Annotated in this window: 12 protein-coding genes; 7 read left to right on the forward strand and 5 right to left on the reverse strand. The window is 40.6% G+C overall.

What is annotated here, in order from left to right:
- The first annotated feature begins 21 nt into the window (after positions 1 to 21).
- Positions 22 to 1,482: a PLP-dependent aminotransferase family protein gene (locus J8L73_RS02890; RefSeq protein WP_211014695.1), complete on the forward strand. Its 1,461-nt coding sequence runs from the start codon at positions 22 to 24 to the stop codon at positions 1,480 to 1,482.
- A 1-nt stretch (position 1,483) separates the two neighbouring features.
- On the opposite strand, the gene J8L73_RS02895 is transcribed toward J8L73_RS02890, so the two are convergent.
- The 5 genes from J8L73_RS02895 to ettA form a co-directional block, all read right to left on the reverse strand.
- Positions 1,484 to 2,149 carry a hypothetical protein gene (locus J8L73_RS02895; protein WP_211014697.1) on the reverse strand — a complete coding sequence of 222 codons (666 nt, stop codon included), beginning with the start codon at positions 2,147 to 2,149 and terminating at the stop codon, positions 1,484 to 1,486.
- A 110-nt stretch (positions 2,150 to 2,259) separates the two neighbouring features.
- A complete protein-coding gene (locus tag J8L73_RS02900; protein ID WP_211014699.1) occupies positions 2,260 to 2,754 on the reverse strand; it encodes a TlpA disulfide reductase family protein in 495 nt (164 codons plus the stop codon).
- Between the two features lie 72 nt (positions 2,755 to 2,826).
- The gene (locus J8L73_RS02905) at positions 2,827 to 3,735 is read right to left on the reverse strand and encodes a histone deacetylase (protein WP_211014701.1); all 909 of its coding nucleotides are present in this window, start codon (positions 3,733 to 3,735) and stop codon (positions 2,827 to 2,829) included.
- A 53-nt stretch (positions 3,736 to 3,788) separates the two neighbouring features.
- A complete protein-coding gene (locus J8L73_RS02910) occupies positions 3,789 to 4,154 on the reverse strand; it encodes a PilZ domain-containing protein (protein WP_211014703.1) in 366 nt (121 codons plus the stop codon).
- 119 nt (positions 4,155 to 4,273) lie between these two features.
- Positions 4,274 to 5,947 carry an energy-dependent translational throttle protein EttA gene (gene ettA, locus J8L73_RS02915; protein ID WP_058547286.1) on the reverse strand — a complete coding sequence of 558 codons (1,674 nt, stop codon included), beginning with the start codon at positions 5,945 to 5,947 and terminating at the stop codon, positions 4,274 to 4,276.
- A gap of 331 nt (positions 5,948 to 6,278) precedes the next feature.
- On the opposite strand from ettA, the gene J8L73_RS02920 reads away from it, so the two are divergent.
- The 6 genes from J8L73_RS02920 to J8L73_RS02945 all read left to right on the forward strand — a co-directional run bounded on the left by J8L73_RS02920 (position 6,279) and on the right by J8L73_RS02945 (position 12,743).
- The gene (locus J8L73_RS02920; protein WP_211014705.1) at positions 6,279 to 6,932 is read left to right on the forward strand and encodes a porin family protein; all 654 of its coding nucleotides are present in this window, start codon (positions 6,279 to 6,281) and stop codon (positions 6,930 to 6,932) included.
- A 222-nt stretch (positions 6,933 to 7,154) separates the two neighbouring features.
- The gene (gene metA, locus J8L73_RS02925) at positions 7,155 to 8,102 is read left to right on the forward strand and encodes a homoserine O-succinyltransferase (protein ID WP_211014707.1); all 948 of its coding nucleotides are present in this window, start codon (positions 7,155 to 7,157) and stop codon (positions 8,100 to 8,102) included.
- The gene (locus J8L73_RS02930; RefSeq protein ID WP_211014709.1) at positions 8,092 to 9,165 is read left to right on the forward strand and encodes a homocysteine S-methyltransferase family protein; all 1,074 of its coding nucleotides are present in this window, start codon (positions 8,092 to 8,094) and stop codon (positions 9,163 to 9,165) included. Before metA ends, J8L73_RS02930 begins: the two co-directional genes overlap by 11 nt.
- 8 nt (positions 9,166 to 9,173) lie before the next feature.
- Positions 9,174 to 11,807: a methionine synthase gene (gene metH, locus J8L73_RS02935; protein WP_211014711.1), complete on the forward strand. Its 2,634-nt coding sequence runs from the start codon at positions 9,174 to 9,176 to the stop codon at positions 11,805 to 11,807.
- 236 nt (positions 11,808 to 12,043) lie between these two features.
- Entirely contained in the window at positions 12,044 to 12,388 is a 345-nt protein-coding gene (locus tag J8L73_RS02940) for a DUF6864 domain-containing function (protein WP_211014713.1), read from the forward strand.
- A complete protein-coding gene (locus J8L73_RS02945; RefSeq protein WP_211014715.1) occupies positions 12,381 to 12,743 on the forward strand; it encodes a hypothetical protein in 363 nt (120 codons plus the stop codon). The genes J8L73_RS02940 and J8L73_RS02945 overlap by 8 nt, the downstream gene beginning before the upstream one ends.
- Positions 12,744 to 12,761: the final 18 nt, after the last annotated feature.

Raw genomic sequence — 12,761 nt, forward strand, 5'->3', positions numbered from 1 at the left:
ATACCAGATTAAGGAAAACATATGCAGCCGCTTAATATTGAGTTTAATGAGCAGCGCAAAGCAAAGTATTTGCAGCTAGCGCAAGCACTTCGTAGTGCAATTATTAAAGGCGATATTGCGGTAGGCACTAAGCTCAGCTCAGCCAGGGAAATGGCGCAAACTTACCAGTTAAACCGTCATACAATAATGAATGCTTTACAGCTATTAGTAGCTGAAGGCTGGGTTGAGTCTCATGAGCGCTCAGGATATAAGGTAACTCAAACCCTACCAATTCAAAGCAGTGCTAATACTAAGCAAGTACCTGTTGTAACGCCTAAACCCTATAAATTTGCCAAGGAGTTAGCAGTGCCTGCGCCTGCTATGAACCTAAATGATTTCAAATATAACTTTGCAGGAGGACTTCCTGAACTTAATTGCTTCCCATATAAACAATTTAAACGCTCTTTAAGTTATGTCTTTAATCATATAGATACCAGTAAGTTTCACTATGGTGATATAAGCGGAGTCAGTGAGTTAAAGCAGCAAGTAAGCAGCTATTTACACAAAGCACGTAATCTTAAAGTAAGTGATTTACTAATATGTAATGGCTCTCAGGAAGCATTATTTTTAATTTCAAAAGCTTTTATAAGTAAAGGTGATTTTGTCGCGGTTGAGACGTTAGGTTATCCGTCAGCTCGCAAAGCTTTTGCGGCATGCGGTGCACAATTAGTAGATATAAAACAAGATGAGCATGGTCTTTGTGTTGACGATTTAAAAGCACAACTTAGTCGCTACTCAATCAAAATGCTCTACTTAACTCCACTGCATCAATACCCGACAACCGTAACTTTATCGCCTACACGGCGTATGCATATTTATCAGCTGTGTTATAAGTATGGCGTGATGATCATAGAAGATGATTACGATCATGAGTTTCACTATAAGTGCCAGCCACTACAACCTATGGCAGCAGATGACCCAGCCGGTATTGTTATTTACCTTTCTACTTTCTCTAAAATTATGTTTTCGGCAGCCCGCATAGGCTACATATGTGCACCGCCAGAGGTTATTGCGCAGCTAAGTGCCTGGAAACAGTTAATGAATCATAAAAACGATGTGGTTATGCAATTAGCTGTAGCGCACTTTATGAAGGAAGGGAGTTTTGAGACGCACTTAAAACGAATGACCAAGCTCTACAAGCAAAGATTTGAAGCAATGGACAACGAGTTAAACCTTATGCAATCAAAGGGCTTACCAATAGAATATGTAAAGCCTGATGGTGGCATGGCTATGTGGGTTAATTTAAATATAAATACAGCAGGCCTAAAACCAATATTGCAAAATAAAAGTGTTTATCTACAAGTAGAGCATGAATTTTATTTTTCAGGTTCAGTACGAAGTTTAAAACCTAAACGTTTTAGTTATTTACGGTTAGGTTTTGCAGGGCAATCAATAGAGACAATGCAAGCAGGGCTCTCATTAATTGCTAAACATGTTTATTAGGTTACTTTTTAAAGCTCTCAGCATCATAAAATAATGGCTTTAATGTACCGCAGTTTATAAATTTATAAGTGAGCTCATTTTGTGTAGGAATAAGCTTAAACGATCTAAATTTTTGCATGCACGCATTCACTAAATCAACAAAAATTAAGTGATTATAACTAGGGGCTTGCTCAATCTTATGAATATAAATACGTTCAGTGCTGCCTAAATCAATCATGTCGTATTCTTGCCATTGAGTAGGTTCTGGTAAGTCTTTTAATTGTCGCGCATAAAGCTGTTTACTCATTTCTATTGCAATATTTGAATAGATTAAAGAGCCATCTTTTCTGTAATCGCCTTCAAATACATCTGCGGTAATTGTTATTTCTTCACCGCGCATTAAACGTTGAATATTAAAAGGTTGAGGCTTTAAGGTTATAAGCTCAGCGTTGCGTACAAACTCTAAAAAAGCAACGTTTGGATTTTTGATTCTATAAACCACTTGCACATCATGCGGCAGTTTATAACTTGGTAAATTAAGCGCATAAATCCCCGACCCTTTGTTTACTAAAGCCATAGCGTGCTCAGCATTATATTTAGGGTTAAGTGGTGGCAATTCTACTGCCTCTTCCTCAGCAAAAGCGTATCCGCTTATAGTAATGATCAAAAAAGTAAGTAATAAACGCATAATAACCTCAATTAATTTATCAGCTTAAATTGTAGTATATAGCGCAGTAAGCTGGCGATTTAATATTAAGCCAAGTACGCCTATTTGCTAATTAATTTATATTTATGCACTTAGTTGTTCACTTCGTGTAATAAAGCGCGAGCATATAAGTGAAGGTTTTTGTCTTCAGAGTCTGAAGTGTTGGTTAAATAAATTACACGCCCAGCTTTATTAATGAATAATGTAGTGGGCGTGCCTTTTATGCCTAATTGTTTTGCTATGGCATCGGCTTTTATAGCTGTTTTAAATGTGTAGCCCCTATCAGTTATTGCTTTAGCGGGGGTGGCATCGTCGTCTTCTTTAAAGCTTAGTGCAATAACTTTTAAGCCTTTGTGTTTTATTTTCTCAAGCGCTGGTTGCAGCTTTTTACAATATGGGCACCACGTAGCCCAAAAATGTAAAACGTAAGGTTGGCCTAATAAATCTTGCGTGTTAATGGTTGAGCCATCAGCCATGTTCAGCGTTATTGCAGGTAGGAGTGGTAATGAGTCATCATCAATGAATTGCTGTGCAGAGCTTATAAAGCTTAATAAGATTAGTGTTATGGCAGTAATTAGCTTTTTCATGGTTCGTTCTTATTATTTTTTAAATTGAGTATGTGTAGTAAATAAGAACGTGAATTACATTATTTCATTTCATTAAAAACGGGCGGCTTGCTCAATTACAATACCATGGCGCTGTGCTAAACGTTCATGGTTTCTGTCGTAACCACCGCCAATAACACTGGCTACGGGGGTGTTGTGTTCAATGCAGCGCTTAAATACTAAATGATCACGCTTTTTAATACCGTCCCACGTTATATCTAGCTTACCTAAGCCATCGTCTTGCCAAATATCTACACCTGCATCGTAAAGTACTAAATCGGGGTTTAGCTCTTTTAATAAAAACTGTAGGGTGTCGTCAACAATGCCTAAGTATTTAGCGTCTTGCATATTATTAGCAAGGCCAATGTCTAAATCACTGGGGGATTTTCTAAACGGGAAGTTTTTTTCGCAATGTATAGAGCAGGTATACGCATAGGGCTGATGCGCAAGCATTGCAGCGGTGCCATCGCCTTGGTGTACGTCTAAATCAAAAATGAGCACGTTGGTCACTTCACCGCTTTGTATTAACGTTTGTGCGGTAAAGGCTAAATCATTCACCATACAAAAACCTGAGCCAAAATCGCTATGTGCATGGTGAGTGCCCCCAGCCAAGTGGCACGCCAAACCATGCTCTAATGCTAAGCGAGCAGTACGTAAAGTACCTTGGGGAGCGGTGAATGTTCGGTTCATTAATTCTTTTGACCAAGGTAGGCCAATGCGGCGCATGGCTTTTTCGTCTAAGCGGTTATGCCATAAATCCTGAATGTAGTTTTCGCAGTGTACAAGTTCTAGTGGCTCTGGGGTGCCAAGTGCAGGCGCTATTAGGTTAGGGCCAATTAAGCCTAGCTCTGCTACATGTTTGTATAATTGCGCAAATTTACTCATCACAAAACGATGTTTAGGATCAAAGTTAAATGAGTAATTAGAATGATATACCAAAGGTAAATGTGGATTTAAGCGCATAACTACACAGTTTATAAAGTTTGCGCTATGGTAATAAACTTATGTATTTGAGTCTATTGTGGCTCATGAATAAGTAATGCAAGTTCACGATGTAGTAGTTCGTCATCAGCTAAATTTAGCTCTACTAAGCGCTTTAAATACGTGATGCTATCTATATCAATATGGTGACACTTTAAGCCAATATGATCCTCTTCTATATGGCACATTATTACGTCCATTTTTATTTCTATATCGCTTTGTTCAAGGTTAAAACGTAGCGTTGCTTCACTATTTTTAGTGCCGTTAAAGGCATCGCACTTTGTAATTAGCGCACCATGAAGCGAAACATCAAGTAACTTGCATGGGTATTTATGGTTATCAAACTCAAGTAGTGCAGAGGTTGAAAACAACACACGAGAAAACTGACGACGATTTTGCATAGCTTAATTTATCCTTATAGTTATTATATAAATCAAGCATAGCGGGAAATAAGCCAAACAGATAAAAAATGACATAAAAAAGCCCCGCATAAATGCAGGGCTTGTAATATCGTTATCGATTAACCAATTTTTTTGTACTTAATACGCTTAGGTTGTGCAGCTTCTGCGCCTAAGGTCTTTTTAAGCCACTCTTCGTATTCAGTGTAGTTACCATCGAAGAAATTAATTTGGCCTTCGTCGCGGTAATCTAAAATATGCGTTGCAATACGGTCAAGGAACCAGCGGTCATGCGATATACACATTACACAGCCTGGGAACTCTAAAATAGCGTTCTCAAGCGCTCGCAGTGTTTCAACGTCTAGATCATTGGTTGGCTCATCCAGTAACACCACGTTACCACCTGCTTTTAAAAGTTTAGCAAGGTGTAAACGGTTACGCTCACCACCCGATAAGTCTTTTACAAACTTTTGCTGGTCGTTACCTTTAAAGTTAAAGCGGCTAACGTATGCACGGCTAGGGAATTCAAAATTACCAATTTTTAGCACGTCTTGACCATCAGATATTTCTTCAAATACTGTTTTGCTTTCGTCCATATTGCCACGGAACTGATCAACTGTTGCTAATTCTACTGTTTCACCAATGCTAATATCACCGCTGTCTGGCTGCTCTTCACCGCTTAGCATTTTAAACAGTGTAGATTTACCTGCACCATTGGCACCAATAATGCCCACAATAGCGCCTTTTGGCATACTAAAGCTTAAATCGTCAATAAGTACGCGATCGCCAAAGCTCTTACGAATATTGCTAACTTCAAGCACTTGGTCGCCTAAACGCGGGCCAGGTGGAATAAACAACTCGTTAGTTTCGTTACGCTTTTGGTAATCTGATTGTTGTAGCTCACTAAATTGTGCCATACGTGCTTTAGACTTAGCTTGGCGACCTTTAGGATTTGAGCGCACCCACTCAAGTTCTTGAGCAATTGATTTTTGGCGTGCTTTTTCAGATTTTTGCTCTTGCTGTAAACGTGCATCTTTTTGTTCAAGCCAAGAAGAGTAGTTACCTTCCCACGGAATACCTTCACCACGGTCAAGCTCTAATATCCAGCCAGCTACATTATCAAGGAAGTAACGGTCATGCGTTACTGCCACAACAGTGCCTTCATAATCATGTAAAAAGCGCTCAAGCCATGCAACCGACTCAGCATCTAAGTGGTTAGTAGGCTCATCAAGAATAAGCATATCTGGCTTTTCAAGTAACAATCGACAAATAGCAACACGGCGACGCTCACCACCTGAAAGGTGCTCAATTTTAGCATCCCATTCTGGTAGGCGAAGTGCATCTGCTGCGCGTTCTAAAACGTTATCGATGTTGTGGCCATCGTGCGCTTGAATGATTGCTTCAAGCTCACCTTGTTCTTTAGCAAGTGCGTCAAAGTCAGCGTCTTCCATTGCGTACTCGTTGTACACTTCGTCAAGGCGGTTAAGGGCGTGTTTTACTTCGCCAACGGCTTCTTCAACAATTTCGCGAACTGTTTTGCTTTCGTCCAGCACTGGCTCTTGCGGTAAGTAACCAATCTTGGTACCTGGTTGAGGGCGGGCTTCACCTTCAAACTCTTCATCAACACCCGCCATAATACGTAGTAATGACGATTTACCAGAGCCATTTAAACCAAGCACACCAATTTTAGCACCCGGGAAAAAGTGCAACGAAATATCTTTTAAAATTGTGCGTTTAGGTGGCACAACTTTAGATACTCGACTCATCGAGAAAATAAACTTATCAGGTAAAACCATGGAGGAAAGCCTTCAAATAATAATAAAAATTTCAATGTTGTATTGTAGTTGTTGAGGGGTTAAACAGTCAACGAATGCCGTATAAAACAATATGTTATTCTAAACGGTACTTTATTTTATCGCCCATTTGAAACACGACAATTACAAGGTTCCTATTGTGTAAAATTCTGTAATCTATTGTTTTATATTGTTCAAATACATTTCATTTTTAACAAAATTGGTACAGTATATTTACAAGGCTGTAGGTATAAGCAAATTATATAGGCAGACCACTCTTAGTTGTTGTAAAACATCGGACTATTAAATATTACAAAGGTTTAAAGGAATTAACATGAAAATAGTTACAAAGTTAGGGGCATTACTTTTAGGTTTATACTCATTTTCGAGCCAAGCAGACATACTCCACGTAAATGGTTATTACCAAGGAGTAGGGATAGGGTCTACTCAAATTGATGTATACGAGAGTGATAGCATACAGTTTACAACGCTATACGGGCGGTTTGGTTATCAATTTTCGCGATATTTTGCGATAGAAGGTCGTGTAGGCTTTGGTTTAAATGACGAATCAACACCACTAAACGGGCTCGTTTACACGCAAAACCCGCAAGATGGTTCGCTTAGTTCAGAGCCCATTAAGAGCGAGATTGACTCAAGTCTTGATTTGCAAACAAGCATATTTGTAAAAGCTAATTACCCGATTTCATCTCGCGCTGATGTATTTTTATTTGGTGGCTATGGCAGAAATAAATTAAGTTACAATGAAGGCGACTTAAGAAATCTTGCAGAATCAATAATTGATACAGATTCAGAGGTAAATACTTCATTAATCACTGAGCAAAACTATGATGAGGGCGGTGTAACGTACGGCACTGGGATTGACTATAGGTTATCTCAACGCTGGCAAATAAGCGCTGAATACCAATATTTTGATACAGATGAAGGCGATATTTACGCACTTAATTTATCTGTAAATTATCGTTTTTAATTTCAATAGCGCTACAATTTTTTAGTAGCGCTACCTTTATACACTTAAACATAGTACTTCAATATAAATACACTCCCTCCTCATCAATAACTTTAGTAAAACTTAAAAAATAATGAATAAATTTCATTTAGACATCTATACATCTAGAGGTTGATATTTTTGGCATTCTGTTCATAATGAGAGCGTATTAATTCTCGGTTTTTATGAGCAGGAGCTTAAAAGATGCCAATTACAGTTAAAGACGAACTACCGGCGATTGCCCGTTTACGCGAAGAAAACGTGTTTGTAATGCCAAAAAGTCGTGCAAAAACGCAAGAAATACGTCCAATGCGTTTGGCTATTTTAAATTTAATGCCTAATAAAGTAGAAACCGAAGTACAGTTTATTCGTTTGCTTGCCAACTCGCCTTTGCAAGTAAATGTAGAGCTATTGCGCCTAGATACGCACCGCAGTAGTAGCAATTCTGAAGAACACCTAGATACTTTTTACCGTTATTTTTCAGAAGTAAAAAACAATAACTACGATGCCCTATTAGTCACTGGCGCACCACTAGCACACCTAGAATACGACGATGTAGCCTACTGGGACGAGCTAAAAGTGATTATTGATTGGGCAGAGCAGCACGTTACCTCCACGTTATTTTCGTGTTGGGCGGCGCATGCAGCGCTGTATCATCGTTACAATTTAAAGCGTGATTTAAAAGAAGATAAACTATGTGGCGTGTTTACTCACCAATGTTATTTTGATCACGGTGCGCTTACTCGAGGCTTCGACGATACCTTTTTAGTGCCGCACTCACGTTATGGCCACATAGATATAAATAAAATTAATGCCTGCGACGATATAGTCGTATTGGCAGGCTCTGAAAAAGTAGGCGCATACTTAATGAAAAATAAGTCGGGCAGCCAAGTGTTTATAACCGGCCACCCAGAATACGATGCCGACACACTAAAAGCAGAATACGAACGCGATTTACAAAAAAGTCCTGATGCGCCAAAACCCGAAAACTATTTTCCAGATAACGATGCAAGTAAAAAGCCGTCAAAAACGTGGCAAAGCCATGCCTTTTTGCTTTTTTCGAACTGGTTAAATTACTACGTGTACCAAACCACACCTTATGATATTAATTTAGTTAGCCAAGATGTGAGGACTAACAACTATGCCGAATAATGTGCCTACCAATAATAAGCAAAGCGAATTAAGCGCTGCGCTAAAACAGCGTATTTTAATTTTAGATGGTGCAATGGGCACTATGATCCAAACTCACAAGCTTGAAGAAGAAGACTACCGAGGTGAGCGCTTTAAAGACTGGCACGTGCTAATAAAAGGCAATAACGATTTACTAAGCCTTACCAAGCCTGAACTCATTGCCGATATACACCGCAGCTTTTTAGCCGCCGGTGCGGATATTATTGAAACCAATACTTTTAACTCAACCACCATTTCGATGGAAGATTACGACATGGCCAGCATAAGCCGTGAAGTAAACTTTGAGTCAGCTAAACTCGCACGCGCTATGTGTGACGAGTTCACTGCTAAAAATCCAGAAAAACCACGCTATGTAGCGGGTGTGTTAGGGCCAACATCTAAAACCTGTTCTATTTCGCCAGATGTAAACGACCCAGGCTACCGTAACGTAACGTTTGATAAGCTAGTTACAGCGTATGTAGAGTCTACCCTTGCATTAATGGAAGGCGGCGCTGATTTAATACTTATTGAAACCATATTCGACACCCTAAATGCAAAAGCCGCTTCATTCGCAGTAGAAGAGGCCTTTGAGCAAGCAGGGCGCACATTACCTGTAATGATCTCGGGCACCATTACTGATGCGTCAGGCCGTACGCTTTCGGGGCAAACAACCGAAGCATTTTATAATTCTATTCGCCATATTAAGCCTATTTCGATTGGCCTTAACTGCGCCCTAGGGCCAGACTTACTTCGCCAATACGTAGAAGAGCTTTCGCGCGTATGTGAAACATTTACCTCAGTGCACCCCAATGCCGGTTTACCAAATGAATTTGGTGAGTACGACCTAGAAGCGGACGATATGGCAGTCGAAATTATAGATTGGGGCAAGTCGGGCTTTATAAATATTGTGGGTGGTTGCTGTGGTACAACGCCTGCACATATTCGTGCGTTTGCCAAAGGCCTTGAAGGGGTAAAGCCTCGTGCGTTACCAGAGCTTGAAGTACGCATGCGTTTATCAGGCCTTGAAGCCTGTAACTTAAACTAGGAGCCAATATGACACAGCAAATTGCAGTATTTACCAATGTTGGCGAGCGTACCAACGTAACTGGCTCTGCCATGTTTAAACGCTTAATCATGGAAGAAGACTATGAAGCGGCGCTTACCGTTGCCCGCGAGCAAGTAGAAAACGGCGCACAAGTTATAGATATAAACATGGATGAAGCCATGTTGGACTCAAAAGCGGCCATGGTTAAGTTTTTAAACTTAATTGCCTCAGAGCCTGATATTTCTAAAGTGCCTATTATGGTCGACTCCTCTAAATGGGAAGTAATAGAAGCAGGCTTAAAGTGTATTCAAGGCAAGGCTATTGTTAACTCAATATCGCTTAAAGAGGGCGAAGAGCCGTTTAAACGCCAAGCTAAAATTATTAAACGTTTTGGCGCAGCCGCTGTGGTTATGGCGTTTGATACAGACGGCCAAGCCGATACCGCAGATAGAAAATACGAAATATGTGAGCGCAGCTACAAAATATTAGTCGAAGAGATTGGCTTCCCGCCGGAAGATATAATTTTCGACCCTAATATATTTGCCGTAGCCACCGGTATAGAAGAGCACGACAACTACGCCGTAGAATTTATTGAAGGTACACGCCGCATTAAACAAAACTTGCCACACTGTAAAGTGTCGGGTGGGGTGTCTAATGTATCGTTTTCGTTTAGGGGTAATAACCCCGTACGTGAAGCCATTCACTCGGTGTTTTTATACCACGCGATAAAAGCGGGCATGGACATGGGCATTGTAAACGCAGGTCAACTTGCGGTTTACGACGACATCCCAGAAGAACTTCGTAAAGCCGTAGAAGACGTAATCCTTAATACCGACCCCGGTGCAGGTGAGCGCCTTGTAGAAATAGCCCCTAAGTTTTCGGGTATGGCACAAGCTGAGCGCGTAGAAGATTTAGAATGGCGCACATGGCCTGTTGAAAAACGCCTAGAACACGCGCTTGTTAAAGGTATAACCACCTTTATAGATGAAGACACGGAAGAGTGCCGCGCAGCTGCCGATAAACCTATCCACGTAATTGAAGGGCCATTAATGGATGGCATGAACGTGGTAGGGGATTTATTTGGCGCAGGTAAAATGTTTTTACCGCAAGTTGTTAAATCAGCCCGTGTAATGAAGCGAGCCGTGGCCTACCTTGACCCATACATAGAAGCTGAAAAAGAAGAAGGCGCCACTAACGGTAAAGTGGTTATGGCCACCGTAAAAGGCGACGTGCACGACATAGGTAAAAACATTGTAGGTGTCGTACTGCAATGTAATAACTACGAAGTAATTGACTTAGGCGTAATGGTACCTGCCGAAAAAATACTGCAAACAGCTATCGACGAAAAAGCCGACATAATCGGCCTTTCGGGTTTAATTACCCCATCGCTTGACGAAATGGTACACGTAGCCAAAGAAATGACTCGTCGAGGTTTTGAATTACCCCTTATGATTGGCGGCGCAACGACCTCTAAAGCGCATACTGCAGTTAAAATTGAGCCACAGTACGACAAAGGCGTAGTGTATGTAAATAACGCAAGCCGTGCAGTGGGCGTAGTATCGAGCTTGTTATCTAAAGAGCTAAAACCAGCCTTTTTAGAAAAAACAAAAGCTGAGTACGTAAAAGTACGCGAGCAACAAGCGCGCAAAAAGCCACGTTCAAAACCGGTTACGATCCAGCGCGCACGCGATAACGCAGCCAAGCTTGATTGGGATAACTATACGCCACCAGTGCCTAAAAAGCTGGGCGTGACTGAGTTTAAAAATGTATCAATCGCCACGTTGCGTAAATATATAGATTGGACCCCATACTTTATGACGTGGTCAATCGCTGGTAAATACCCGCGCATAATGAATGATGAAGTTGTTGGCGAGCAAGCCCAAAGCTTATTTAAAGACGCTAACGACATGCTCGACGACCTTGAAAAAGCAGGCAGTTTACAGCCTTTAGGTGTAATTGGTTTGTTCCCTGCAAACCGCGTGGGCGATGACATAGAAATTTACACCGACGAAACCCGCAAAGAACTGTTAAACACCTCGTGCCATTTACGCCAGCAAACTGAAAAAACCGACTTTGCTAACTATTGCTTGGCCGACTACATTGCGCCAAAAGGCACACCTGATTACTTTGGCGCATTTGCCGTAACGGGCGGTTTAGAAGAAGACGACCTAGCCGATGCGTTCGACGCACAGCAAGACGACTACAATAAAATAATGGTAAAAGCGGTTGCCGATAGGCTCGCAGAAGCCTTTGCCGAATACCTGCACGAACAAGTACGTAAAGAGTATTGGGGATATGCACCTGATGAAAACCTCGGTAACGATGAGCTAATTCGCGAAAACTACCAAGGTATTCGCCCAGCGCCAGGTTACCCAGCGTGCCCAGAGCACACTGAGAAAAAGAAAATTTGGCAATTGCTCGATACCGAAAAACGCATTGGTATGCAGCTCACCAGCTCATACGCCATGTGGCCAGGAGCTGCGGTTTCGGGCTGGTACTTCTCACACCCAGAGGCTAAATACTACGCCGTGGCCGCAGTGCAAAAGGATCAGGTAGAAGACTACGCTAAACGAACTAATATGACGCTCGCAGAGGCAGAAAGATGGCTGTCGCCTAACTTGGGGTATGAGCCGGAATCATAGCTAAGTGGTTAAATAGCGAAGCGATCAGCTATCAGTAAAACAAGAACGAGCCTATGTGGCTCGTTTTTTGTGCGAAAATAACACAATGATTATTTTATAAATTATGTAATTATCCGTTTACAATAAATTTATTTGGTGGAATTATTAAACAAAGTAGCAAACGTTATTTTGGGGTGCTAAAAAGCACGAATGAAACTTAGCAAGTTGTTATAAACATATAAGTATTGAGTATATAAATGGAAAAAATAGGAAATCGCAAATTAGTTTATTCTCAGAATTTTATAGTTCCGGAGGGTGAGCGAGTAGACATCACGTCAAACTTAGAGGGTTGGAATTTACGAATAGTAATCGCTTTTGATCCAAAAGGTAGTGAGCAGGGAGTAACAATTAAACCCATTGATGATTATGCGTTGATCACTTTTATAAAATGGGATAATAGTTTAGGCACATGTACCTCAAAACCCCTTGAGCTGGGTACACATCACAAAGGCAATAAACTTTTCTTTAGTGCTACGAATTATTGTATTAGTGGTACTAATAAACTTACATTTCAATTATTAATGGGTGACGATAATGTCTGAAGAAAAAGGAGGTAAATTAGTCCAAGAAACCGTTGAAGTTACGGATGTACATAGCAACCTTAGCCAGGAAGTTATTAAAATTACTACAGATAAATTAAAATTAATTCTCAAGGATTATCTGGTCTCAATGGAAAAGAAAAAAGAGTGGATTGCCCCGTTAGGTATCGTTTTAACTTTATTGGTTGTTTTAATTACTACAACTTTCCAAAAAGCATACTTTTCAGCTGATACATGGAAAGCAATATTTATTATATTATTAGTGTTATCTATTGCTTGGCTAATAAAGTCGGGATGGGGGGCCTATAAATCTCCTTCTGTAGAAGATATAGTTCAGAAAATTAAAAGTGGTGATTAGTATTTGCGAGCTTGAATT

It is taken from the genome of Pseudoalteromonas sp. MMG006, from assembly GCF_018101025.1.
GTDB lineage: Bacteria > Pseudomonadota > Gammaproteobacteria > Enterobacterales > Alteromonadaceae > Pseudoalteromonas.